This window comes from Providencia sp. JUb39 (assembly GCF_012272845.1).
In the GTDB taxonomy this organism is placed as follows: Bacteria; Pseudomonadota; Gammaproteobacteria; order Enterobacterales; family Enterobacteriaceae; genus Providencia; species Providencia lanzhouensis.
Genome location: NZ_JAAWXD020000001.1, coordinates 721,006 through 747,333 on the forward strand (window position 1 = coordinate 721,006; position 26,328 = coordinate 747,333).

The 26,328-nt window shown below is 43.9% G+C and carries 22 protein-coding genes; 19 read left to right on the top strand and 3 right to left on the bottom strand.

What is annotated here, in order from left to right:
- Window positions 1-269: 269 nt before the first annotated feature.
- Complete coding sequence (locus HFU86_RS03185) at window positions 270-1,466, top strand: MFS transporter (RefSeq protein WP_108479336.1); 1,197 nt, start codon at window positions 270-272, stop codon at window positions 1,464-1,466.
- Between the two features lie 68 nt (window positions 1,467-1,534).
- Here the strand turns inward: HFU86_RS03185 and HFU86_RS03190 are convergent, their stop codons facing one another.
- A complete protein-coding gene (locus HFU86_RS03190) occupies window positions 1,535-3,220 on the bottom strand; it encodes an ArnT family glycosyltransferase (RefSeq protein WP_187128715.1) in 1,686 nt (561 codons plus the stop codon).
- 552 nt (window positions 3,221-3,772) lie between these two features.
- Here HFU86_RS03190 and HFU86_RS03195 point away from each other — a divergent pair.
- From HFU86_RS03195 to HFU86_RS03205, 3 genes are all read left to right on the top strand, one after another.
- Window positions 3,773-5,119 carry an NCS2 family permease gene (locus HFU86_RS03195; protein WP_036955005.1) on the top strand — a complete coding sequence of 449 codons (1,347 nt, stop codon included), beginning with the start codon at window positions 3,773-3,775 and terminating at the stop codon, window positions 5,117-5,119.
- Window positions 5,120-5,411: 292 nt separating this feature from the next.
- Window positions 5,412-7,061 carry a Na+/H+ antiporter gene (locus HFU86_RS03200; protein WP_036955001.1) on the top strand — a complete coding sequence of 550 codons (1,650 nt, stop codon included), beginning with the start codon at window positions 5,412-5,414 and terminating at the stop codon, window positions 7,059-7,061.
- A gap of 66 nt (window positions 7,062-7,127) precedes the next feature.
- Window positions 7,128-8,015 (top strand): carboxylate/amino acid/amine transporter, encoded by an 888-nt coding sequence (locus HFU86_RS03205; RefSeq protein ID WP_132497151.1) that lies wholly within the window; start codon window positions 7,128-7,130, stop codon window positions 8,013-8,015.
- On the opposite strand, the gene metR is transcribed toward HFU86_RS03205, so the two are convergent.
- A complete protein-coding gene (gene metR, locus HFU86_RS03210; protein WP_036954997.1) occupies window positions 7,912-8,868 on the bottom strand; it encodes an HTH-type transcriptional regulator MetR in 957 nt (318 codons plus the stop codon). The two genes, HFU86_RS03205 and metR, sit on opposite strands and share 104 nt — an antisense overlap.
- A gap of 108 nt (window positions 8,869-8,976) precedes the next feature.
- Here metR and metE point away from each other — a divergent pair, with 108 nt between their 5' ends.
- Complete coding sequence (gene metE / locus HFU86_RS03215; RefSeq protein WP_187128716.1) at window positions 8,977-11,256, top strand: 5-methyltetrahydropteroyltriglutamate--homocysteine S-methyltransferase; 2,280 nt, start codon at window positions 8,977-8,979, stop codon at window positions 11,254-11,256.
- 64 nt (window positions 11,257-11,320) lie between these two features.
- Here metE and HFU86_RS03220 read toward each other — a convergent pair whose 3' ends face one another.
- On the bottom strand, window positions 11,321-11,710 hold the full coding sequence (locus HFU86_RS03220) for a YidB family protein (protein WP_187128717.1): 390 nt from the start codon (window positions 11,708-11,710) through the stop codon (window positions 11,321-11,323).
- Window positions 11,711-12,131: 421 nt separating this feature from the next.
- Between HFU86_RS03220 and ltnD the strand changes: the two genes are divergently transcribed.
- The 14 genes from ltnD to ubiB all read left to right on the top strand — a co-directional run bounded on the left by ltnD (window position 12,132) and on the right by ubiB (window position 26,267).
- Window positions 12,132-13,040 (top strand): L-threonate dehydrogenase, encoded by a 909-nt coding sequence (gene ltnD / locus HFU86_RS03225; protein ID WP_187128718.1) that lies wholly within the window; start codon window positions 12,132-12,134, stop codon window positions 13,038-13,040.
- The gene (gene otnK, locus HFU86_RS03230; RefSeq protein WP_132497148.1) at window positions 13,037-14,314 is read left to right on the top strand and encodes a 3-oxo-tetronate kinase; all 1,278 of its coding nucleotides are present in this window, start codon (window positions 13,037-13,039) and stop codon (window positions 14,312-14,314) included. The genes ltnD and otnK overlap by 4 nt, the downstream gene beginning before the upstream one ends.
- Window positions 14,307-14,948 (top strand): 3-oxo-tetronate 4-phosphate decarboxylase, encoded by a 642-nt coding sequence (otnC, locus tag HFU86_RS03235; RefSeq protein WP_154638716.1) that lies wholly within the window; start codon window positions 14,307-14,309, stop codon window positions 14,946-14,948. The genes otnK and otnC overlap by 8 nt, the downstream gene beginning before the upstream one ends.
- Window positions 14,949-14,958: 10 nt before the next feature.
- On the top strand, window positions 14,959-15,738 hold the full coding sequence (otnI, locus tag HFU86_RS03240) for a 2-oxo-tetronate isomerase (protein ID WP_132497146.1): 780 nt from the start codon (window positions 14,959-14,961) through the stop codon (window positions 15,736-15,738).
- A gap of 9 nt (window positions 15,739-15,747) precedes the next feature.
- A complete protein-coding gene (locus tag HFU86_RS03245; RefSeq protein ID WP_132497145.1) occupies window positions 15,748-16,515 on the top strand; it encodes a DeoR/GlpR family DNA-binding transcription regulator in 768 nt (255 codons plus the stop codon).
- 56 nt (window positions 16,516-16,571) lie between these two features.
- Window positions 16,572-17,531, top strand: coding sequence for a D-erythronate dehydrogenase (gene denD / locus HFU86_RS03250; protein WP_187128719.1), 960 nt, complete (start codon window positions 16,572-16,574; stop codon window positions 17,529-17,531).
- 11 nt (window positions 17,532-17,542) lie between these two features.
- Window positions 17,543-18,919, top strand: a complete 1,377-nt coding sequence (locus HFU86_RS03255; protein WP_036954960.1) for a GntP family permease — start codon at window positions 17,543-17,545, stop codon at window positions 18,917-18,919.
- 282 nt (window positions 18,920-19,201) lie between these two features.
- Complete coding sequence (udp, locus tag HFU86_RS03260; protein ID WP_006658334.1) at window positions 19,202-19,957, top strand: uridine phosphorylase; 756 nt, start codon at window positions 19,202-19,204, stop codon at window positions 19,955-19,957.
- Between the two features lie 282 nt (window positions 19,958-20,239).
- Window positions 20,240-21,022 (top strand): tyrosine-protein phosphatase, encoded by a 783-nt coding sequence (locus tag HFU86_RS03265; protein WP_036954957.1) that lies wholly within the window; start codon window positions 20,240-20,242, stop codon window positions 21,020-21,022.
- Between the two features lie 146 nt (window positions 21,023-21,168).
- Window positions 21,169-21,699 carry a DedA family protein gene (locus tag HFU86_RS03270; protein WP_036954954.1) on the top strand — a complete coding sequence of 177 codons (531 nt, stop codon included), beginning with the start codon at window positions 21,169-21,171 and terminating at the stop codon, window positions 21,697-21,699.
- Window positions 21,700-21,804: 105 nt separating this feature from the next.
- Complete coding sequence (rmuC, locus tag HFU86_RS03275) at window positions 21,805-23,160, top strand: DNA recombination protein RmuC (protein ID WP_187128720.1); 1,356 nt, start codon at window positions 21,805-21,807, stop codon at window positions 23,158-23,160.
- A 75-nt stretch (window positions 23,161-23,235) separates the two neighbouring features.
- Window positions 23,236-23,991 carry a bifunctional demethylmenaquinone methyltransferase/2-methoxy-6-polyprenyl-1,4-benzoquinol methylase UbiE gene (gene ubiE / locus HFU86_RS03280; RefSeq protein ID WP_036954951.1) on the top strand — a complete coding sequence of 252 codons (756 nt, stop codon included), beginning with the start codon at window positions 23,236-23,238 and terminating at the stop codon, window positions 23,989-23,991.
- A gap of 1 nt (window position 23,992) precedes the next feature.
- On the top strand, window positions 23,993-24,646 hold the full coding sequence (locus tag HFU86_RS03285) for a ubiquinone biosynthesis accessory factor UbiJ (protein ID WP_187128721.1): 654 nt from the start codon (window positions 23,993-23,995) through the stop codon (window positions 24,644-24,646).
- Complete coding sequence (ubiB, locus tag HFU86_RS03290; RefSeq protein ID WP_132497142.1) at window positions 24,633-26,267, top strand: ubiquinone biosynthesis regulatory protein kinase UbiB; 1,635 nt, start codon at window positions 24,633-24,635, stop codon at window positions 26,265-26,267. Before HFU86_RS03285 ends, ubiB begins: the two co-directional genes overlap by 14 nt.
- Window positions 26,268-26,328 lie beyond the last annotated feature (61 nt).

Sequence of the window (26,328 nt, forward strand, 5' to 3'; positions counted from 1 at the left end):
AATGTCAGAAACCCGATATTATGAAAATAATATTTTGCTGAATGCGAATAAATGGAAAAATAATCTAAAAATTATTTTTTAAATACATAGTTATAAAAATAAGATTTATTGTTTTTTCAGTGTGTTATTTTGTTGAATAAATTCATGATATAATTTAATTTGTATTATTCTAATGACTGAATTTGTCGTAGTGTTTTATTTCAAATAAATCATATCTTTTCGGAGTTTATATCTGACAATTAATCCTAATTGAGCAGATTAATACAAAAATGAGCCCTGCTAATTCGAGTTTTCAACATTTTCGACGTTCTGCTTCTTTTGCTATTTTTACGATTACAACCAGCATTGCCGTTATCGGTATCGTGATTGGTCTCAGTATCCCGATGGTGGCGCTGCGACTGAATAATTTTGGTGTGAGTGAATTGTACATTGGCATTATCTCTGCGGCTCCTGCCTTGGGAATGTTTTTGATTGCCCCTGTGGTACAGCGTATTGTGAAGTGGTGTGGAAAGCGCAAAGCGATGTTAATCGCGACGGTGATCTCCGCCATTAGCTTACTGCCACTGTTAAGTTCATTGCCTTTATGGCTACTTTTCCCTTTGCGGTTGATTACGGGACTTGCAAGCGGTGTAATGATTTGCTTGGGGGAAACGTGGATCAACGAATTATCCCCTGAAAACAAGAGAGGGCGGATATTGGCGATTTACACGACGGTATTTACCGTAAGCCAATTATTAGGTCCGTCATTTATTGCTTATTATGGTGTGGAAGATAAATCGCCTCTGTTTATTTGTACCTTGATTCACTTAATTTCTGTGGCTTTATTCCTACTGATGGATCAGAAAGTGGGAGATAGGCTCGCAGAAACGGCGTCAGAATCTAACTTTTCAATTGTGCAATTCGTGAAAGTTGCCCCTGGAATTTGTGCCGGGATCCTATTTTTTGCTTTTTTCGATGGCACTATCTTGTCGATGTTCCCAATTTACGGGATGGGCATGGGGCATACCGAGGCGGTTGCGGCGATGATGATCAGTGCAATTTTGGCAGGAGATGCGATTATGCAGATGCCGTTTGGTTGGTTAGCTGATCATATGAATCGCGAAAAATTGTATCGTATTTGTGGCGTGGTGACGTTAGGAGCCAGCATGCTGCTGCCATTCTTAATTACTCACACTTACTTTATCTGGGTTTTATTGTTTGTGTTGGGGGCGACAGCTGGCGCCATTTACACCATCGCTTTAGTGCAGATTGGTCAATACTTCAGAGGGAATGAGCTGATTATTGCCAACGCCGCAGCGGCAATGTTATGGGGTATAGGTAACCTTTCTGGTCCGTTATTGGCAGGGGCTGCAACGGCGATTTCGCCATCAGGTCTGCCGATATTATTGATTGGAATAGCGGGGCTATTTTTATGGTTTACCCGTGAAAAATATGGTGCTCAAGCCATTGAGCAACAAGCTCAGTAACGTCTTTTTATCACCAATGTATTAAAAAATCCCCGAGTTTTGTCTCGGGGATTTTTATTTGCAACCAACTATTCTATTACTTGATAAACCACTAAATTTTCGCGAAATTCATCAGGACGATGATTTGACCAAAACAGTTCCATGTCTTCAGGAGCGGGTTGAACTTCTTTGGATAATACAATCAGCCAGCGGCACTGTTGTGGTTTTTCAAATTCCATCTGTCTTTGATGCAAAATACCAGTGTAGTAATAGAGCATCGGCGCTTCTGATTCCCCAAGGTTTTCGGAAGCCATGCAGTCATTTTGGGTAAATTGCCCTTCTAAATGATGTCGAAGATCCAGGAAAACCCCTTCGTAGCCTTTTGAATAATCAATCCAACCAACAAATAATGTGAGAATAATGCTCCACACACTCACCATTCCCAGTGACCAGTTTCTTATCGCTTGGAAAGCGCTGCTGGATGAGGAAATAAGATGATTGCGGAAGAACCAAAAACAGGTAATAAAAATACCCGCTATCAACGCAAATACAGAAAAATGCATTTGGTAATCAAGAGGTAGCCAACGACCAAAAACAGGCAACCATTGGGCGTGATGACCCGTTAATACGATAGCGTAGCAAGCCCACAGAAAGAGAATTACCCCAGACCAGAAGAAGGCGGCGAAGCGTGCGAATGCGTTTAAGACTTTCTCTGAAAACCAGCCAAGAGCCTGTACAGCGAGGAGCGCCATCGGAGCAATAAAGGGCAGTAAATAGAGCGCTCGCCCACTGGCAGACATTTGCAAGAATACCACGCCAAGGACAGGAAATATGGCAATCAAATATTCATTATGATCACGCAGGCGTCTGAGCGGATGACGTAAAAAATAGGCAGTTGCCAGTAGCCCAGCAGGAAGCGCAAAAAATGCGACTGCAGAAGGAATACGCGTGAAATTGGCTTTAGCCCCTAACTTTTCAACGGAGAATCCAAGGAAGCGACCAATGTTATTTTCCCAAAACCAAGTTACGAACAGCTCGGGATGCTGCACATACAGCATAATTGGCCAAGGTAGGATAGCAATGAGAGCGACCAAGCCTGCGAATAGTGCGGGTAGCCAAAACTGTTTAGATCGGCATTGAACAAGAAATACAGGCGCTAAAAATAGGCTGATCCACAGAACGCCAGGAATAAACACGCCTTTAGATAAGGTGGTGATAATGGTGCCAAGGCAGAGCCAGAAGGCGGACGCGGTAATTTTCTGTTGCTGAATTAACCCTAATAAGCCATATAAACCGATGGTTGCTCCGGTCATTAATGAAACATCCGTGAACATTTCATGGGTGTGTCGCAATATTCCCGGCGCACAAATATACAGCGCAAAGGCAGTCCAAATACGGGCATCAGAAAAGCTGTCGGATTTAAAAAAGCGACGAGCTAATAAAATAAAAAATGAAAAATTAATAATAGAAAAAAATAAGCTCGCACTGCGTGCGGCATCGTATAACGGCATAATTCCCGATAATAAATGAGAAAAAACCGTCGCCGTCCAATAATAGAATGGCGGTTTTTCCATAAAAGGCTCGCCCGCATTGGTAGGAACCAGCCAATTACCCGTTTCATACATCGTTTGAATAATACCAAAACTGTAGTTTTCATCCTGCTTCCATGGACTATGCCCATAAATCCCGGGAAGGAGATAAATCAGTAAAAATACAGCAAAAAGTATTAAGGCACTTTTTGGTATTGTTTTAATTGAGGCTGTAATGGTTGACATAATATTTATAGCGAGTGTTAAGTATTATTAAAAAATATATTTATAAAAATAATCACCAGAGAAATGAGTTATTTAATTAGTATTAGAAAATAAATATTTTCATAAACAGACTATTTATTAAAAACTCAATATTAGTGGGGATTTTAGCAACACTCTCACGCGTATATTTAAACAAAGAGTATATAGAACGGAATATGACTGACTTTTATGGAAGATTGTAAGAATATGACACAGTTTTTATGGTTCATGGTTAAAAAATGGCCAGCCATAAAACACTTGATCAATTCCCCCCTTTCGAACGATAATTACGCTCTTCACAATTCGCCTCATTTTTTTCTGAAAGCCAAACGTTTGCGCACTGTTCCTAGAGAGTCATTCTGTTCACCAGTTATCTCGGTTCAGTGAACATTTATCAAAAAGGTAATCGTTTACGTGAGTTTCAGTTTGAGGTGATATTCGCTAAGTTATCAAGCAAAAATGAATAAATGCTTATAAAAAGCTTAGCAAAAATAGTGACATAGAATTTTCTAAAATTAATAGCAGAGGTATACCATGGCAGGCCAACAGGCTTCATCCAATTGCAAATTGGATTCATATTTTAAGATCACAGCGCGTGGCTCATCAGTGCGCCGCGAAATCATTGCGGGATTAACGACATTCTTAGCGATGGTTTATTCTGTCATCGTGGTGCCGGGTATGTTAGGACAAGCAGGCTTTCCACCTACTGCTGTGTTTATCGCAACCTGTTTAGTGGCAGGTTTCGGTTCTTTATTAATGGGGTTATGGGCGAATCTGCCAATGGCAATTGGCTGTGCAATCTCATTAACCGCGTTTACTGCCTTTAGCTTGGTGTTAGGGCAACATATTAGTATTCCAGTTGCGCTGGGTGCCGTATTCTTAATGGGGTGTTTATTCACCATTATCTCTGTGACAGGTATCCGTAGTTGGATTTTACGTAACATGCCAATGGGCGTGGCTCACGGTACGGGTATTGGTATCGGTCTGTTTTTACTGTTGATAGCAGCAACGGGCGTTGGCTTAGTGGTTAAAAACCCAAATGCAGGTTTACCTGTTGCGTTGGGTGAATTCACTTCATTCCCTGTTTTAATGTCTCTGATTGGTTTAGCGGTAATTTTCGGTTTAGAAAAACGCCGTGTACCGGGTGGGGTGTTATTAGTCATTATCGCGATTTCGATTATTGGTTTGATTTTCGACCCAGCCGTTAAATACCAAGGTTTCTTTAAACTGCCTTCATTCGGTGAAGATGGTTTAGCGCTGATGTTCAGTATGGATATCATGGGCGCACTTCAAGCGGCGGTTCTACCAAGTGTTCTGGCATTAGTGATGACAGCAGTTTTTGATGCAACAGGGACTATCCGCGCTGTTGCGGGTCAAGCGAACTTGCTGGATAAAGACGGTCAGATTATCGATGGTGGAAAAGCATTAACCGCTGACTCTGTCAGCAGCATTTTTGCTGGGGCGATCGGCGCATCACCCGCTGCGGTATATATTGAATCCGCAGCAGGAACTGCAGCAGGCGGCCGTACAGGTTTAACCGCCGTAGTTGTTGGTGTTTTATTCTTATTTATCTTGTTCTTATCGCCATTATCTTATCTGGTACCTGCCTATGCGACAGCACCAGCGCTGATGTATGTGGGTCTGCTGATGCTGAGCAATGTCTCGAAATTGGATTTCGATGATTTTGTGGATTCGATGTCAGGTTTACTGTGTGCGGTATTCATCGTATTAACCTGTAATATCGTCACCGGTATTATGTTAGGTTTCGCATCACTGGTTATCGGGCGTATTTGTGCGGGTGAGTGGCGTAAACTGAATATTGGTAGCGTAGTTATCGCTGTTCTGCTGGTAGCGTTTTATGCTGCCGACCTCGCTATCTAAAGGTAATTCTAATGATAGGGCGGCAGCTGCTGTCGCCCTTTAACGGATTGTTGCGATTCGTTCTAAAGTCCAAATTATTTTCCCGTCAGATAGCCTGTTAAGGATAGAATAGTGCTAAGGCGGTAAATGAAGTGAAAATGCCTATTTTTAACCAGTGGCTGCCTTGACTGAAAATCTCATGGTCTGGACGGTGCTATCTCTTACTATGCGGCGGCAGGCAAATTTTGGGTTCTCCCGTTATACTTTAAGCTGCGATATTTAGGGTATGCATTAGTTAATAAGTAAGGGCAACATGGAAATTTTCTTTACTATTCTTATTTTGATCTTGGCTGTCTCTGTTTCTGGTGTGGTGACGAAAGTCATTCCCATCCGTATTCCCCTTCCTCTTATTCAAATTGCTATCGGTGCATTATTAGCGTGGCCTCAGTTTGGGTTACATGTCTCTTTTGACCCTGAACTCTTTATGGTTCTGTTGATTCCACCGCTGTTATTCGTCGATGGTTGGAAAACTCCTACCCGTGAATTTTTCCAGAATGGACGAGAAATTTTCATTCTGGTATTAGTGCTAGTGTTGGTAACCGTTATCGGGATTGGTTATTTGATTTACTGGCTGATGCCCGGGATCCCGCTTATTGCCGCCTTTGCGCTGGCTGCTGTACTTTCCCCAACAGATGCGGTGGCATTGTCCTCTATCGTCGGGAAAGGGCGAATTCCCAAACGGATGATGAGCGTACTCGAAGGGGAAGCATTGATGAACGATGCTTCCGGTCTGGTAGCGTTGAAGTTCGCCGTGGCGATTGCTATGGGAACGATGGTCTTCAGCGTATCGGGTGTCACAATCGAATTCTTTAAAGTCGCAGTCGGTGGTCTGTTGGCGGGTGTTGCTGTGACATGGTTATACAGTAAGTCTCTGCGCTTAATGAGCCGCTGGAGTGGGGATGACCCAGCAACGCAAATTGTCTTCATGCTGCTGTTACCATTCGCCTCTTACATGATTGCGGAACATATCGGTTTCTCGGGTATTTTGGCAGCGGTTGCTGCGGGTATGACTATCACGAAATCCGGCGTTATCCGTAATGCGCCTTTGGCAATGCGTTTACGTGCCGATAGCGTCTGGTCGATGTTAGAGTTTGTCTTTAACGGCTTAGTGTTCATTATGCTCGGTCTGCAATTACCGGGGATTTGGGAAACGTCAGTTATTCAAGCAGAACTCGACCCAAGCGTCGAAACTTGGATGCTGTTTACCGCGGTCGTTATCATCTATTTTGCCTTGCTGATTTTACGTTTCTGCTGGTTATGGTTGATGAAGAGATTCAGCCGTCTGTTCCTGAAAAAACGCCCATTACAGTTCGCGAGCTATACCGTCCGTGAATTGTGGTTAGCGTCGTTTGCTGGGGTTCGCGGGGCGATTACTTTAGCCGGTGTGCTCTCGGTGCCACTGTTTTTAACCGATGGTTCTCCGTTCCCTGCAAGGTACCAGCTAGTATTTATCGCCGCTGGGGTTATTTTATTCTCCATTTTTGCGGGCGTTGTGGCGTTACCACTCCTGCTGCGCAATTTTAAAGTGGGGGATAAAGAGGCGGATATTAACGAAATCCGTATGGCGAAAGCAGCAATGGCTGAAGTGGCAATTGTCAGCTTGAACAAGATGCAAGAGCGTTTATCTGCGGATGTGGAAGAGCAATTAGACTCGGAAGACATCAACGAGGTCGCAACAAGGGTGATTGGTCATTTACGTCGTCGAACCGCCGACCAAGACGAGATGGAACACAACTTGCAGATTGAAGATCTTGAACGGCGTTTTCGTTTAACGGCGCTACGTGCAGAACGCGGTGAGCTCTATCACTTACGTGCAACACGGAAAATCAGTAATGAAACCTTGCAAAGCTTGCTGGTGGATTTGGATTTATTAGAAGCCGTGCTGATTGAAAAAGAGCATTAAAACGAAAAAACGAGTATTCTACAGGCATCTTGTTTGTTAAATCATTGTGCTTGAGAGTGAACAACAATGTGGTTACTCGTTTTCACGACGCTGCTCTGGGCAGCGTCTTTTAGTTTAATGGGGGAATACCTCGCAGGGCAGGTGGATAGCTGGTTGTCTGTGCTTATCCGCGTGAGTTTAGCTTCTCTGGTATTCCTACCTTTCCTGCGTTGGCGTAACTTCAGTGCCAAAGTGATCTCACTGTATATGCTGGTGGGCGCTTGCCAGCTGGGGATCATGTATTACTTTGTTTTCCAAGCCTATAAATACCTGAGCGTGGCAGAATTTTTGCTATTTACGGTATTAACCCCGCTGTATGTCACATTAATTTACGATCTCTTAGAGCGCCAACGCCTACGTAAAGGCTACCTGTTTAGCTCGATATTAGCCGTGATTGGTGCTGCCATTATTCGTTATGACCACCTCAGCGAATCATTTTGGATTGGATTGATGTTTGTGCAGCTCGCCAACATCTTCTTTGCACTTGGGCAAGTAGGCTATAAGCGCTTAATGGAAGTGCACCCGATCCCCCAGCATCAAGCCTTTTCATGGTTCTATCTCGGGGCGACGTTGATTGCCTTAATAGGATGGCTACTGTTTGGGAATAAGGCGATGGTGCCGACAAGCCAAGCTCAATGGATAGTTTTACTCTGGCTGGGTGTGGTTGCGTCGGGGATAGGCTATTTTCTGTGGAACTATGGTGCCACGAAAGTGGATGCCGGAACCCTCGCGATAATGAATAACATGATGGTTCCAGCAGGTTTATTAGTGAACTTTGCCATTTGGCAGCAACATCCTAATTGGCTCAGTTTCACCATGGGGTCGAGCCTGATAATTGCGTCTCTGTGGGTGCATAAGCGCTGGATCCTCGCACCGGCTTCACGTAAGACAAATTCTCCACCGCGTGATCAGTAGCGGTATTGGTAAATGTTTCAATGGCTGGCTGGCGCTGTTCTCCTTCACGACATGCAGCGTACAGTCGGCTCCATAACCCACTTCCTAACGTTTTCGTCGTAATCAAACCTTGCTTTTCAAAGGAATCCACCGCCCAGTGTGGCAGTGCCGCAATCCCCATTTTAGCCGCCACCATCTGAATTAAAATCAGCGTATTGTCGACGGTTTTAATATTAGGTGAAACACCGGCTGGCTGTAAGAAATGACGCCAGATATCAAAACGTTGACGCTGAACTGGATAAATCAGCAATGTCTCTTTGGCAAGATCATGAGGCTCAATTAACGGTTTTTTAGCTAATGGATGGTCATTCGCCACGACCAGTTTCACTTCATAATCAAACATTGGCGTGTAGTGTAAATCTTGATCCGCAAGAATATCAGAGGTCATCACGATATCTAATTCTCGCGAAAGTAACTCGGGTTGCGGGTCAAAGGTCACGCCAGATTTAAAATCTACGGTCACTTGTGGCCATGCTTGTCTAAACTGTTGCAATGCAGGGGTCAGCCACTGAATACAGCTGTGGCATTCAATCGCGATACGTAGCGTACTGACCGTCGGTTCATTGCAGACACGAATGGCATCTTTCACCATTGGCAAAATACGTTGCGCTAATTGCAGGAGAACTTCCCCTTGCGGCGTGAAATGGACGGGCTGAGTTTTACGAACAAATAGTTTGTAGCCTAAGCGATGCTCTAAATCACTGAATTGGTGAGATAGCGCAGACTGAGTCTGGTGCAGGTGCGTCGCAGTGGCAGCTAATGATCCGTATTGGCTGAGCGCCTGCAACGTTTTTAAATGTTTTAATTCGATCATGAGAAACCTTCAAGTAGACGATGAATAATTTGCGCTTGTGCTTTATACAGTACCTGTTGATTATAGATGTGTAAACATCTAGACGGCTAAATATTTTAAGGGGTCAATATGTCTGTTATAAATCATACACTTGGTTTTCCACGTGTCGGTCTGAAAAGAGAACTCAAACGTGCACAAGAAGATTATTGGGCAGGCAAAATTGACCAATCTGCACTTCTTGAAACAGGTTACCAACTACGTGTTCGTCACTGGGAACAACAAAAAAATGCAGGTGTAGACCTGCTACCCGTCGGTGACTTTGCATGGTATGACCAAGTTTTAACCACTAGTTTATTACTAGGAAACGTTCCACCGCGTCATCAAAATGAAGATGGCTCTGTCGATTTAGATACCTTATTCCGTGTAGCTCGGGGTCGTGCGCCAACAGGCAAGCCAGCGGCAGCGGGGGAAATGACGAAATGGTTTAATACTAACTATCACTATATCGTGCCAGAATTCCAGCAAGGACAACAATTTAAACTGTCGTGGAATCAACTGTTTGACGAAGTCGACGAAGCATTAAAACTCGGTCATAACGTTAAACCTGTCGTCATTGGTCCAATTACCTACCTGTGGTTAGGAAAAGTGAAGGGACCAGCCTTTGACCGCCTATCCTTGCTGAAGGATCTGCTGCCTGCTTACCAAGAAATTCTTGCTCGACTGGCTGAAAAAGGCGTGGAATGGGTGCAAATTGACGAGCCAGCACTGGTACTCGATTTACCTATTGAATGGCAGAATGCTTACCAACAAGCGTATCAATCCCTCGCAGGTAAAACTAACTTACTGTTAACCACCTATTTTGACGGTATTAGCCATCACTTGGATGTCATCAAACAACTGCCAGTGCAAGGACTGCATGTGGATGTGGTTGCGGGCAAGGATGATATCGCAGCATTGCATCAAGCGCTTCCTAAGGATTGGGTGCTTTCGTTAGGATTAATTAATGGACGTAACGTGTGGAAAGGGGATTTAGGCGAGAAATTCCAACGGGTGAAACCGCTGCTAGGGGGGCGCACTCTGTGGGTCGGTTCATCTTGCTCGCTACTGCATAGCCCAATTGATTTAAATGATGAAACACGTCTGGATGCCGAAGTGAAAAGCTGGTTTGCATTTGCGCTGCAAAAATGTGAAGAACTGGCGCTATTGACGAAAACACTTAATCAGCCAACGGCAGAAAATATTGCAGCGTTAGAAACCTATAGTGCGCCAATTCGTGCTCGCCGCACCTCTTCTCGAGTCAATAATGCACAGGTCGCTCAGCGCTTAGCCGCAATTAACGCGAAAGATACCGAGCGTACTCGCCCTTATGTAGAGCGTGCTGAACTTCAGCGCCAACGTTTTAATCTGCCATTGTGGCCAACCACGACAATTGGCTCTTTCCCGCAGACCAGTGAAATTCGTTCTTTGCGCCTTGATTTCAAAAAAGGGAATGTAGACCAACTGAATTACCGCACCAGTATCAGTGAGCACATCAAACAAGCTATCAAGGAGCAGGAGCTGCTGGATATTGACGTCCTCGTGCATGGTGAAGCTGAGCGAAATGACATGGTGGAATATTTCGGTGAACACTTTGATGGTTATGTTTTTACGCAAAATGGTTGGGTACAGAGTTACGGCTCTCGCTGCGTGAAGCCACCAGTGATTATTGGCGACATTAGCCGCCCAGAAGCTATTACCGTGGAATGGGCGAAGTATGCGCAGTCGTTGACGGGTAAACCCGTTAAAGGAATGCTGACAGGTCCGGTGACCATTCTGTGTTGGTCATTCCCTCGAGAAGATGTCAGCCGTGAAACGATAGCCAAGCAAATTGCGCTGGCATTGCGTGACGAAGTGGATGATTTACAAAAAGCGGGTATTGGCATTATTCAGATTGATGAGCCAGCGTTACGTGAAGGGTTACCGTTGCGTCGCGATGAATGGAATGACTATCTGACTTGGGCGGTGGATGCCTTTAAATTAAGTGCAGCCATCGCCGATGATAAGACGCAAATTCACACCCATATGTGTTATTGCGAGTTCAATGACATCATGGATTCGATTGCTGCGCTGGATGCCGATGTGATCACCATTGAAACCTCGCGCTCGGATATGGATTTATTAGATGCATTCGAAGATTTTGATTACCCAAATGAAATTGGTCCGGGAGTTTATGATATTCACTCGCCTAACGTCCCAAATGTAGAGTGGATTGTGGCGCTATTACGTAAGGCTGCACAGCGAGTGCCGGTGGAGCGTTTATGGGTGAACCCAGACTGCGGTTTAAAAACCCGCGGTTGGACAGAGACTCGCCAAGCGCTGGCTAACATGGTGGAAGCGGCGAAAAAACTGCGAAATGAGTATCAAAGCTAGTAACGAGTTAGTTTAGTAAAAAGCCCACTTTAAAGTGGGCTTTTATTTGTGCCAAAGACTGGGCTTAACCGAACAGTTTTTGTTTCAGTAAGTTCATGCCAATTGACGCTAAATCGATATTTTCTGGCAGCACACCATTCGGGCTCGCGCTATCTACGATAGTCGGTAAATATTTAGCGACCATATCTGTTGCTTGCTGTGGATCTAAACCAACGCGTTGAGCGAGTTCTTGGATCCCTGAATCACCGAAAACTTGCATTAACTGGCTAGCATTAACTGGCAAATTTTCACCTTCAGCAACCCATGATGAAACGATCCCGCCTAAGCCTTCAGTGTTAAATTTATCGATGACACCTGAGAGCCCGCCTTGCTTTTCAACCCAATCAATAACAGATTGAAACTGTTGCATTTTGTCACCTGCAACCATGCCTAACACTTGATCAAACAGACCCATTTTGACTCCTCGATAACGTAATTGATGCGTTCAATACCAAGTATGGAACATTTTACAAAAAATAATAGGCGGCTATTTTGGGGAATTTACTCAACAGGTCAATGAAAATCAGAAACAAAGAGGGAATTTAATAGGTATAAAAACCAGCAGATCAGAAAACAACCAAATCGGTCACAATTTTTATCACACTTTCTTGTGAAGGGTAGTATCAGAATGTTAAATATAAAAATCAATATATATCAGTATATTAAGGTTTAATTGTTTAAAATTTATATTATCTTTAGTGTGATGATAGTCATGTGTTTGTGAATTTGGTTATGTGAAAATTCACAACATTCACCAGAATTCACAGTGTTTACCAAAACTAACCGTATTCACCAGAATTTATCATTTGTTGGAACTGACAACATCAGGGGGCTAGATGAAAAATACCGTTAACCATGTTGGCGTTATTGGTCTGGGTTCGATGGGGATGGGGATCGCGCAATCACTAATAAGAAATAAGATCCCAACCTATGGGTTTGATTTAAATCCACAGGCATGCGAGGCGCTACTCGAATATGGGGCGCAAGCCTCAGGACAAGATGCCGCGCAGTATGCACAACAGCTAGATGCGCTACTTATGGTCGTCGTCAATGATCGGCAGGTTGAGGCGATTTTATTTGGTGGTGAGAAGCCACTGGTAGAGCAGCTTCGTCCAAATACTGTCATTGTGTTGCACAGTACACTGGCTGCGGAGCAGACAAAACAGATCGCGCAGCGCCTTGCTGAATACCAGCTTCCATTAGTCGATGCGCCTATATCTGGCGGAGCGATTAAAGCGGCAGAAGGTAAACTGACCGTTATGGCATCGGGTTCCCCTGAGCTATTCGCTCAGCTTTCTACGGTGTTTGATGCAATTTCAGAGCGTCTCTATCGTGTGGGAGATGAAATCGGTCTTGGCTCCACAGTGAAAACTATCCACCAGCTATTGGCGGGGGTACATATTGCGGTTGCAGCGGAAAGTATGGCGCTGGCGGCAAAAGCGGGCATCGATTTAGATGTGATGTATGACATCGTCACCCATGCAGCTGGCAACTCATGGATGTTTGAGAACCGTATGCAGCATGTGCTTGATGGAGACTATACCCCTAAATCGTCAGTCGATATTTTTGTGAAAGATCTCGGTTTGGTGATGCAAACCGGAAAAGCGCTGAATTTCCCACTGCCATTGGCATCAACGGCGCATCAAATGTTTATCTCAGCCAGTAATGAAGGTTTTGGCTTACAGGATGATAGTGCCGTTATCAAAACCTTTAAAGGCATTACTTTACCGGAGAAAAAGGCATGACAGTGAAATTAGGTGTGATTGCTGATGATTTTACCGGCGCGACAGATATTGCAGGCTTTATGGTGCAAAACGGCTGGAAAGTGGTGCAGCTACTGAATGAGCCGAATGAAAACACTCCAATCCCTCAAGATGTGGATGCCATTGTGGTGAGCTTGAAAAGCCGTTCTTGTCCAGTAAATGAAGCCATTAGTGCCTCGGTAAATGCATGCCGCTGGCTGAAAGAATCAGCGAAATGTCAGCAGATTTTCTTTAAATATTGCTCAACCTTTGATTCAACAGAGAAAGGCAACATTGGTCCAGTAACCGATGCACTGATGAAGCAACTGGGTACGTCATTATCATTAGTATGCCCTGCATTGCCCGTTAACGGTCGAACCGTGGTACATGGGCACCTGTTTGTTAATGGTCAATTGCTTAATGAAAGTGGAATGCAGCACCACCCAGTCACACCAATGACTGATGCCAACCTGATGCGCGTAATGGAAAAACAGTCAGCCGGTAAAGCAGGGCTGATTAATCTTGCGACAGTGCAAAAGGGCAGTGCCGCTATCACTGAACAGTTAGAACAGTTACGCCAGCAAGGCATCAGTTATGCGGTTATGGATAGCTTCACGATGGATGATTTACTGCCTATTGCTCAGGCTTCGCAATCACTGCCTTTATTAACGGGCGGGTCAGGATTGGGGGCTGCCCTTGCGAATATTGATAGCCAAGTGGCTTGGGGACAAGGGGAAAGCCGTGGCAGTAAGCCGACAGGGAAAGACAGAAAAACGGTCATTCTATCGGGAAGCTGCTCGCTAATGACCAACAAGCAAGTACAAAGCTATCAACAAGTTGCACCTAGCAAAGCGCTAGATGTGGGTGAATGCATCAATAATCCAGGCTATGCAACCGTATTAGCACAATGGGTTAAAGACCAGAAAATCACTGGGTTAGCGCCTTTGTTATATGCCACCCAACCACCAGAGTTATTGAAGCAAACGCAGGAAAAATACGGTGCCGCATTATCGAGTACCGCGGTAGAAAATGTGTTTGGGCAGGTGGTGACGTTACTTCAGCAGCAAGGTTATAACACTTTTATTATCGCGGGCGGCGAAACGTCTGGAAAAGTGGTACAAAGCCTTGGAACAGAACAATTAAGTATTGGCTCACCTATCGCGCCGGGTGTGCCTTGGGTACAAGACTTAGCAAGCGGTAACTGGTTAGCACTGAAATCAGGCAATTTTGGTCAAGAGAATTTCTTCCAGTTAGCACAGGAGATGGTTAATGAGTAATGAAAAGGCGCTACGCCAAGAGTTAGTGGATTGGGCGAAGTCAATGTTTAATCGCGGATACAGCAGCGGTGGTGCAGGCAATATCAGCGCACGCTTGCCGGATGGCTGTATTATTGTCACCCCAACTAACTCGAGCTTTGGCGATTTAGATCCTGAGCGCCTGAGCAAGCTCGATGCGCAAGGTAACTGGATTGATGGTGACAAACCAACAAAAGAAGTTTCCATGCATATGGCAATGTATTTGCAGCGTCCAGATTGCCAAGCGGTTGTTCATCTACATTCACCTTGGCTAACGGCACTGTCCTGTTTACCGAATTTGGATACCGCAAACTGCTTACCGCCGATCACGCCTTATTACGTGATGCGTGTGGGCAAACTACCTTTGATTGAATATTTACCACCGGGTGATGACCGTATTGGTGAAGAAATTGCAAAATTAGCGCCAAACCATAATGCGATTTTACTCTCTAACCACGGCCCCGTTGTTGGCGGAAAAACCTTAAGACAGGCGTTTTTCAATGCGGAAGAATTAGAAGATACCGCGCGCCTATACATTACATTGCGCCCACACGGCTTCACCACGTTAACGCAAGAGCAGGTTCATGAGCTCGAAAGCCGTTATCCACAGAAATGAGGCGATAGACATGGCTAAATTTGCAGCAAATCTCAGTATGATGTTTAACGAAGTTCCGTTTATTCAACGCTTTGAACGTGCCGCTCAAGCTGGGTTTAAGGGCGTTGAGTATCTTTTCCCTTATGAAGAAGATGCGGAGGTTATTGCGGGTGAATTGAAAAAACATCAGCTTACTCAAGCATTATTTAATATGCCTGCGGGGAATTGGGGTGCTGGCGAGCGTGGAATGGCATCTATTCCTGGTCGTGAAGCCGAGTTCGCTCAAGGTGTACAAACTGCCCTGAAATACGCTTTAGCACTAGGCTGTAAACAAGTGCATGCCATGGCGGGCAAAGTGGATGACAAGTTTACACATGAAGAGCAAAAAGCGTGTTTTATTAAGAATATACAGCATGCTGCGGATGTGATGGCTGAGCACGGAATTCGTGTGCTTATCGAGCCGATTAATACCCGCGATATGCCAGGGTATTTCTTAACGACCCAAAAGCAGGCTGAAGCGCTGTTACCTGAAATCAATCGCGAAAACGTGTTCATTCAATTGGATTTGTATCACTGCCAGATTATGGAAGGTGACTTATTGAAAACAATTGAGCGTCTTTGGGGTAAATTTAGTCATATTCAGATAGCATCAGTACCTTTTCGCCATGAACCTGATAGCGGTGAAGTCAATTACCCATGGATTTTTAATCAACTTGATGAAATGGGATATGAAGGCTGGCTGGGATGTGAATATCACCCAGCAGGACGCACCGAAGACGGTTTAGGCTGGCTAAAACAAGCTAATTCCTAGGAGAACCGAATGATCCCTTCCGAACGTCGTGATTTTATTTATCGCTATGTCTATGAGCATCAAACTGTGTCTATCAATGACTTAGTTGGCTTAATGAATGTCTCTCATATGACGGTTCGACGTGATATTCGCATGTTGGAAGAGGAAGGGAAGGTTGTCGGAATTAGCGGCGGTGTTCGATTAAATGATGCGTTACGCCAAGAGCTACCGTGGAGCGAAAAGGCAAGACTTCATCATCAAACGAAGCGTGAAATCGGTCAATTTGCCAGTTCGCTGGTTGAAGATGGTCAGGTGGTTTACCTCGATGCAGGCACCACTACTTTCGAAATTGCCCGCGTATTGGGTGAGCGTTTTAATCTCACTATTGTGACCAATGATTTTTCCATCATGCAGTATTTGATGAATAAATCACAACTGAACTTGTATCACACTGGTGGGCAGGTTGATAAACGCAACCATTCCTGTGTTGGCAATACGGCGGCCGCTATGTTGCAAACATTAAACGTGGATATTGCGTTTATTAGCACTAGCTCATGGGATCTGCAACATGGGGTTTCCACGCCACATGAGGAAAAAGTCCAAATAAAACAAACTTTATTGGATGTCGCTCGTCGGTGTGTACTGGTTTCAGATAGCAGTAAATTCGGTAAATACGGTATGTTCCGTGTCTGCCCATTAGATCAATTGCACGACATCATTTGTGACCAACATTTACCGTCTGATGTGGTGCAACAGATACTCGAAAAAAACATAAAACTTCATTTAATAAATACATAAAAAACATCTTACCTACTGATGCATAGCCCGGCAGGGTTATAGCAAGGAGAATGACAATGAAAGTTATTATTACTGGTGGCGCAGGTTTTCTGGGCCAGCAGCTAGCCGCTGCTTTGCTTAAAAACAACCAAGGATTAAAATTTAACCAACTCGTTTTAGCGGATATTCAATGCCCTACATCGCCTATTGAAGATCCTCGCGTGAGTTGCGTTGCATTAGACTTAACCCAGCCAGAAGCCGCAGATAAGCTGATTGACGCGCAAACTGACGTGGTATTCCATCTTGCGGCGATTGTCAGTAGCCATGCTGAAAGTGATTTTAACTTAGGCATGAAAGTGAACTTCGATGCGACTCGCCAATTGCTTGAAGTTGCTCGCGCGAAAAAACCTGCCATCAAGTTTTTATTCACCAGCTCCCTTGCGGTATTTGGCGGTGAATTACCGGATGTGATCACAGACCTGTGTGTTGTTAACCCTCAGTCTTCTTATGGTGCTCAAAAAGCCATGTGTGAATTGATGGTGAACGACTATTCCCGTAAAGGTTATGTGGATGGACGCGTGATGCGCTTACCTACCATTAGTATTCGCCCGGGAGTTCCGAATAAAGCAGCATCTTCTTTTGCTAGTGGCATTATCCGCGAGCCTCTAAATGGGATTGAGAGTGTTTGCCCAGTGTCTCCAGAGTTGGCGCTATGGTTATCTAGCCCTGAAACGGTAATCAACAACTTCATCCATGCGGTTTCAATTCCAGCAGAAAAATTTGGTCTTTCACGTACCGTGAACCTGCCGGGGATCACTGTGACAGTGCAAGAGATGATTGATGCCCTGCGTGATGTCGCTGGTCAACAAGCGGTTGATTTAATTCGTTTTGAGCCTGATGAAGCCGTCAACCGCATTGTGGCAAGCTGGCCGGGTAAATTCGATATTCGCCGTGCACTGGATTTAGGTTTTAAAGCTGATGGGTCATTTAGTGATGCGATCCGTTCCTTCATTAAGCACCACGGCTGTGCAAAATAGGAGATTAAATAATGTCCTATATTCCTATTATTGGCCTCGCGGTGGCCATATTTGTCCTTATCTTTTTAGTATTGCGAACGCGGGTTCACGCCTTGTTAGCGATGTTGATTGCGGCTGCAATCGCAGGGTTATCAGGGGGATTAACTGCGGCGGAAACCGTCACCGTTATTACAAAGGGCTTTGGTTCGACCCTCGGTAGCATTGGTATTGTTATCGGTCTCGGGGTAATGATGGGAAGGGTGCTGGAAGTCTCCGGTGCTGCTGAGCAGATAGCTTATAGTTTTATCAAATGGTTAGGTAAAAAACGTGAAGAGTGGGCGCTGGCAATTACCGGTTATATTGTTAGTATTCCTATCTTTGTAGACTCTGCATTTGTTATTTTGTATCCGCTGGCAAAAGCGTTAGCGAAGAATGGAAAACGCAGTATTTTAACCCTTGGTGTCGCATTGGCGGGGGGATTAGTTGTTACCCACCATACTGTGCCGCCAACTCCGGGTCCTCTCGGTGTTGCTGGGATTTTCGGGGTTGATGTTGGAGCCATGATTTTAGCGGGTATGACACTGGCAGTACCGTGCGTCATCGGGATTGTGTTCTACGCCAAATGGCTGGGAACTAAATACCCTGAATTCATGCCAGATGAGACGGGCAGTGAAGATTTAAAAGAAGTGCATGCGCGTTACATGGAAGAAAAAGCCAATAAACCATTACCAAGCTTATTCTTATCATTGTTACCAATCATCACGCCAATTTTGTTGATTTTTATTAATGCTATCAACGGATTATTACTGAAAACTGCCGCATTCCAAGGCATGGATGATAACTGGTATTTCCAATCATTCCAATTCTTAGGGGCACCGATTATCGCCTTATCCATTAGCGTCCTGATTTCGGTTTATACGTTAATGCCAAAAGCGTCGAAAGAAGAAGTTATCGACCGTATGGAAGAAGGTTTGCAAGCGGCGGGTATCATCTTGCTTGTAACCGGCGCTGGTGGAGCATTAGGCGCAGTATTGCGTGACAGCGGAACGGGAACAATTCTTGCGGAGCATGTCGCGAATTTACCGATTACACCTGTATTAATCCCGTTTATTATCGCGACATTAGTGCGTTTAATACAAGGGTCTGGAACGGTAGCAATGATCACCGCAGCTTCGATCTCTGCGCCAATCATCAGCCAAATTCCTGATATCAACTTATTAGTTGCGGCCCAAGCGGCAACGATGGGATCTCTGTTCTTCGGTTACTTTAACGACAGCCTTTACTGGGTGGTGAACAGAATGATGGGGATCAAAGACGTTAAACAACAAATGATTGTTTGGTCTATTCCAACAACAATAGCTTGGGCTATCGGGTTGGTTGGGGTCTTGATCCTTGATGTCGTGCTGTAAATCTAGCACATTGATATTATAGTATTTTTTTCTTCTGCCTAATAAAAGCGCCCATTCGGGCGCTTTCTTTCGATAATCACAAACATTCATCTATACTGGGTGTATCTCATTATTCACATTCATCTCAAGATGGTTTATTTGTGATCATGATCTCGTTTTAATGAAATTCAAGTGAATCTGTTTCCATTAAAGTAGATATTGGTCACTAAATTAATCAAAGCTAAGCGCTATATTGACAATAATGTACTAATTCAATGATGCCATTGTGTAAAGGAGTTTGATATGTCTGACGTTTTCCACTTAGGTTTAAAAAAGAGTGACTTACAGGGTGCAACCGTTGCTATTGTTCCTGGGGATCCTAACCGTGTTGAAAAAATTGCACGTCTGATGGACAACCCTGTACATCTGGCTTCATTACGCGAATTCACCTCATGGCGTGGCGAGCTTGATGGCAAAGCTGTGATTGTCTGCTCAACCGGTATTGGTGGTCCATCAACCTCTATCGCAGTTGAAGAACTGGCTCAGTTAGGTATCCGTACTTTCTTACGTATTGGTACAACAGGTGCAATCCAAGAAAACATCAATGTGGGTGATGTACTTGTCACCACCGGTGCTGTTCGTTTAGATGGTGCAAGCCAGCACTTTGCACCACTGGAATTCCCAGCAGTCGCTGACTTCACTTGTACTAATGCGCTGTATGCTGCGGCGACAGAAGCGGGTGCAACCGTACACGTCGGTATTACCGCATCTTCCGATACCTTCTACCCAGGTCAAGAGCGTTACGACACCTACACAGGTCGCGTAATGCGCCACTTCAGAGGCTCAATGAAAGAGTGGCAAGACATGGGCGTAATGAACTATGAAATGGAATCAGCGACACTGTTAACCATGTGTGCAAGCCAAGGCCTGCGTGCGGGTATGGTGGCTGGGGTTATCGTAAACCGTACTCAGCAAGAAATTCCAAATGAAGCGCTACTGAAAAAAACAGAAGGTAATGTTCTGAGCATCGTTGTCGAAGCTGCTCGCCGCCTGCTGTAATCCTAATTAGCTGACCCGTTTACTGATTTCACTCGGTTGTGGATTTTCGGTAAACGGGTTCAGTTATCATCCTTATACCCATGTATCTTAAATATTCTTGTATCTCTAAATGATCAGCGATAAATTTATTTTCTCGCGTTTTTCTTATTCCCTTCATCTATGAATCTGTTATTGTCATTTAAAACAATTAATAGAAGCCTCTTAAGTTACTCAAATTACAAGTAATTGATGATTTCGTTTATTTTTAGTTTGGGCAATGACAGAGCTAAAAAGGGAAAACGTATGTCAACCAAACCTTACCTTCACCCCTCTGTGCTGCCTTTAACCGGTGGAATTAACTTTCGTGATTTAGGGGGAAAAAAACTGTCCAATGGCGGAAAAATAAAGCCCGGTGTTTTATTTCGTTCTGGGGCGCTCGACCGCTTAACCCAAGATGATGAAAAAGTCTTACAGTCACAAAACCTTTTCCAAATTATCGATTATCGCGATGAAGCTGAAATTTTAGATAAACCAGATGTGGTGTGGAGTGGTGCTCATTATGTGCATGCCCCTGCAAACCCGCTGGCAAAAGAAGTGAGTGCAAACCTTGATAAACTCACTCCTGAAGTGCTGGAACAGTTTGATCCTCAAGCCTTTATGTTCCGCCTCTATGAGTTGCTTCCGTTGAACAATGCCGCTTATCATCAATTAGTGAACATGTTGAAGCAGCCAGAAAAAGGTGGGCTTGTGCAACACTGTGCTGTGGGTAAAGACCGGACAGGGGTTGGCTCGGCTCTCGTGCTGTTTGCGCTGGGCGCAGATGTGAATACTGTGATGGATGATTACCTTTTAACGAACGAGACGTTAGCGCCATTTCGTAACCATTTACTCGAAGAATTTTCCAAGACCATGAGTGAAAATGTGGTGAAAAAATTCGAGTATGTATTTTCTGTTCGTGAAGAGTTTTTACAAACTGCATTGAAAAGTATAGAAAATAATTATGGAAGCGTGGATAACTGGCTAGAAAAAGACTTTGGTTTAGATAACGCTCAGCGCGGTGTACTTCAAAGTTACTTCCTCGAATAAATCTCTGCGGAATTGAAGTTGCAACGCGTTAGTTTTGTTGCAACTTTATTTACTTCCAAGAACTATAATATGTTTACTTAGCTGAATAATAGTTACTTAGTCGACTTATAGTTAACAAATCAATCTTAAACTGTAGGAATTCGCCCTTGAGCATTAATGAAATTGTCACGGTCATTACAGAATTTACTCGCGCTCATGAAGTGTGGGCGATCCCTATTGTTTTCATTCTTGCGTTTGGTGAATCCCTCGCGTTTTTATCGTTATTACTCCCTGCGACCGTTATTTTACTTGGTCTGGGTGCATTGATTGGTGAAAGTGAAATTGCCTTTTTCCCGATTTGGTTAGCCGCTGCATTAGGTGCATTTTTTGGGGATTGGGTCTCTTATTGGTTTGGTTTTCACTATAAAGAAAAAGTTCGTGAAATGTGGCCAATTTCCCGCAATCCTGAAATGATTGACAAAGGACATCGATTCTTTGAGAAGTGGGGCGTTTGGGGAATATTCTTCGGTCGATTCTTTGGGCCATTACGCGCGGTGGTACCGCTTGTTGCAGGGATTTGTGAAATGCGGCAACGACATTTCCAAGTCGCTAACTTAGCCTCTGCGATGATTTGGGCATTTGGTATTTTAGCCCCCGGTGCGCTTGGTTTACGTTGGTTTGCGAGCTGGATGGGATAAGCTGCGAAGCCGCTCGCAAAAAGTAGCCGTTGGGAGATTTACCTCTGGACACTTATACAGTATCCCATTACCTTACTCTAGATTTTAAAAAGTAAGGATTGATTCGTGGATACCTCTCTTTTATATGCAATTATTGGCGCCTTAAGTGGCATTTTGGTCGGCGGTTTAGCGGTCTGGTTTTCTATTGTCCAAAAAATAGCGGGAAAAGAGCGAGAGCTACAAGAGGTATACCGCCAATTGGCGGCGAGCGATGAAAAAAATGTGCATTTAGCGCAGTGGAAAGAGGAATGTGACAGGCTCGATCAGGAGCTACGTACACAGCGAGATATTAACCGCGAACAAGAAGCAGAGCTGAGGGAAGTGATGACCCGCTTTGAACAGACGCAACTTGCCAATGAAGAAAAACAACGAATTTTACAAAACAGCGAGCAGCGCCTTACGGCTCAGTTCGAAAATCTAGCTAATCGTATTTTTGAGCAGAACGAACGTCGAGCATCCGAACAACATCAGAAAAATTTAATGGCTATGCTGTCACCGTTTCGTGAGCAACTTGAAGGGTTTCGCCAACAAGTGCAGCAAAGCTATGGCGAAGAAGCCAAAGAGCGCCATACACTCACTTATGAAATCCGCCAATTACAGCAGTTAAATAATCAAATGACCAAAGAAGCGGTCAACTTAACTCGAGCCCTAAAAGGAGATAACAAAATCCAAGGGAACTGGGGGGAAACGATTTTAACGCGGATTTTAGAAGTTTCAGGGCTGCGAAAAGGCAGTGAATTTGAAACTCAGGTGAGTATCAACACCGGCTTTAATAGCCGATACCAACCCGATGTGATTATCCATCTTCCTGAAGGCAAGGATGTGGTGGTCGATGCGAAAATGTCGCTGGTGGCTTATGAGCACTATTTTAATAGTGATGACCCAGAACAGCAGCAGCAAGGCATCAAAGAGCATGTGGCTTCCATTCGTAACCATATGAAAATGCTCAGTCGCAAGGACTACCATCAATTACCGGGAGTTCGCTCTTTAGATTATGTGCTCATGTTTATTCCGATTGAGCCTGCGTATTTATTAGCATTAAAAGAAGCGCCTGAACTACTTGATGAAGGATTAAAACTGAATATCATGTTGGTTTGCCCATCCACCTTGCTGGTGGCAGTGCGTACCATTAATAATTTATGGCGCTATGAACGGCAAGAGCAAAATGCTCAAGAAATCGCAGATAGAGCCGCTAAAATGTACGATAAGCTACGTTTATTTATTGATGATATGCAGGTATTGGGCTCGAGTTTAGAGAAAGCAAATCACACTTATTCTTCAGCAATGAAGCGCCTTGCTGAAGGCCGAGGTAATTTGCTTGCTCAAGCGGAAAGTTTTAAAGAGTTAGGTGTGGAAGTTAAGCAATCTATAGACCCTCAGCTAGCTGAGCGGGCTGACAAGTCTAATTGTGCGGAATCTTAGAGTTATAATAGGGTTTTCACTCAAAGGCTGGTACACTTCACAAAAAAGTTTGAACGATTAACAGGCATAATAGAAATGACCGAACCAACAAAAGAAACCATCGATTTTGGTTTCCGTACTGTAGAGAAAGAAGAAAAAGCTGGCCTAGTAGCAAATGTTTTTCACTCTGTAGCCTCTAAATATGACCTGATGAATGACTTAATGTCTTTTGGTATTCATCGTATCTGGAAACGTTTCACAATCGAAGCGAGTGGTGTGCGTCGTAATCAACGCGTACTTGACCTTGCTGGTGGAACCGGTGACCTCACTGCAAAATTTTCTCGCCTTGTGGGTGAAAAAGGTGAAGTGGTTCTCGCAGATATTAACGATTCAATGTTAAAAATGGGACGCGAGAAACTGCGCGATTTAGGCATTGTTGGTAATGTTAATTACGTACAAGCTAACGCAGAAGAGTTGCCATTCCCTGATAACTATTTTGACTGTATTACCATCTCTTTTGGTTTACGTAACGTCACCGATAAAGATAAAGCATTACGCTCCATGTTCCGTGTATTGAAGCCGGGTGGACGCCTGTTAGTGCTTGAATTCTCTAAACCAATTCTTGAACCACTGAACAAAGCTTACGATGCATACTCATTCCATATTTTACCGCGTATCGGTCAAGTGATTGTGAATGATCCTGAAAGCTACCGTTACCTCGCTGAATCTATCCGTATGCACCCAAATCAAGAAACCTTGAAAGGGATGATGGAAAACGCAGGTTTTGAGCAAGTCTCTTATGACAATATGACCGGTGGTATTGTTGCATTACATAAAGGGTTTAAATTCTAAGATGGAAGCACCATCAGCGCATATTGAAAATCCTAATACTGTTTTATATTCCTTGATAACGGCATTAATGGAAACCTCCTTGAACCATATGTTGTTCAAGGAAAAAGTCCTGCAACCTGCAAGAATGCGTTTAGCAGGTAAAGTGATGGGGATTGAGCTTAAAGAGCTGAACAAAACTCTGACACTTATTTTTGCTGAAAATCATGTTGATGTATTAAGTGAATGGCAGGAACCTGCAGATTGCACTATCAAAACGTCACTGTTTACGTTGATTAAGTTGAAAGATAAGCAGCAGCTTTCACAACTTATCAATAATGGCGACATTGTGATTGAAGGCGATATGCAAATTGTTCAACACTGGTCTTCATTACTGGATTTAGCTATCTGGAATCCAGCTCATTATTTATCGCCTTATATTGGTGATATTGCGGCAGAAGGCATCAGTAAAGTGTTGGGTAAAGGAGCTTGCCTCGCTTCTCGATTAGTTAGTCGTCAAAAAACATACGTTAAAGACATTATTCTGGAAGAGTGGAAAATGGCACCAAGTCAGCTGGAATTAGTGCACTTTAGCGATGAAGTTGAGCAGGTTTCAAATTCAATGAGTCAGTTAGAACAACGACTCAATCAGTTGGAGGAGAAGAATGACTCCCGGTGAAATAAAACGTCTTTACTTCATTATTCGGGTATTTCTCTCTTATGGACTAGATGAGCTGATCCCTAAAATTAAGCTGACATTGCCTTTAAGAATCGGGCGGTTAGGTTTTTTCTGGATCAAAAATAAACACAAAGATAAAGATCTTGGTGAACGACTACGTTTAGCATTGCAAGAATTAGGACCGGTTTGGATAAAATTTGGTCAAATGCTTTCGACCCGCCGAGATTTATTCCCTCCTGCAATTGCTGATCAATTGTCATTGTTACAAGACAAAGTGGCGAGTTTCGATGGTAAATTAGCCCGTCGTTATATTGAAGAGTCACTCGGTGGTCCATTAGAGCAGTGGTTTGATAACTTTGATGAGCAGGCTCTTGCTTCTGCATCGATTGCCCAAGTTCATACTGCAACATTGAAAGAAAATGGCAAAGATGTTGTTTTGAAAGTTATTCGCCCTGATATTTTGCCTGTCATCAAAGCGGACATTAAGCTGATGTACCGTATTGCCAATTGGGTTCCTCTTCTTCCTGATGGACGACGTTTACGTCCTAAAGAAGTTGTGCGCGAGTACGAGAAAACCTTGATTGATGAGCTAAATCTTCTTCGCGAATCCGCTAACGCTATCCAGTTACGACGCAACTTTGAAAACAGCTCTATGCTGTATATCCCAGAAGTTTACCCTGATTATTGCCGTGAAAACGTGATGGTCATGGAGCGTATCTACGGTATTCCTGTTTCGGATATTGCGGCATTAGAAGCGCAAGGTACGAACATGAAATTGCTGGCAGAGCGGGGCGTAAAAGTCTTCTTTACTCAAGTATTTCGTGACAGTTTCTTCCATGCAGATATGCATCCGGGCAACATTTTTGTTAGTTACGATCATCCAGAAGATCCGCTCTACATTGGTATCGATTGTGGGATAGTGGGTTCGCTTAACAAAGAAGATAAGCGCTATTTAGCTGAAAACTTTATTGCCTTCTTTAATCGTGACTATCGTAAAGTCGCTGAATTGCATGTGGATTCTGGCTGGGTTCCGCCAGATACTAATGTTGAAGATTTTGAATTTGCTATTCGCACCGTTTGTGAGCCTATCTTTGAAAAGCCATTAGCTGAGATTTCATTTGGGCATGTGTTATTGAATCTGTTCAATACCGCTCGTCGATTTAATATGGAAGTTCAGCCGCAATTGGTGTTATTGCAGAAAACCTTATTGTACGTTGAAGGTCTGGGTCGTCAGTTATACCCGCAGTTGGATTTATGGAAAACAGCAAAACCATTCTTAGAGGATTGGATCCATAGCCAAGTGGGTATTCCGGCCATCACCAAAGCGTTAAAAGAAAAAGCGCCGTATTGGGCGGAAAAAATGCCAGAAATCCCTGATTTGATTTATGGGGCATTAAAGCAGCACCGTTTCTTGCAGTCCAATATTGAACAGCTTACACAAGAGTTAAAGCACCAGCGCACTAAACAACGTAAATCACAGTACCTATTAGGAATTGGGGCAACCTTTATTCTTTGTGGTAGCTTATTCTTTATTTCCGACTTAACCCGAATTGCAGCAGCATTTATGGCTGTAGGTGCATTGTCGTGGCTTGTAGGTTGGTGTAAAGGAGAGGATAATTAAATAGACTTTGTTTTGCGACAAGTTTATAACGCTGTGATCATTTCCGTATTTAGCGTTGGTT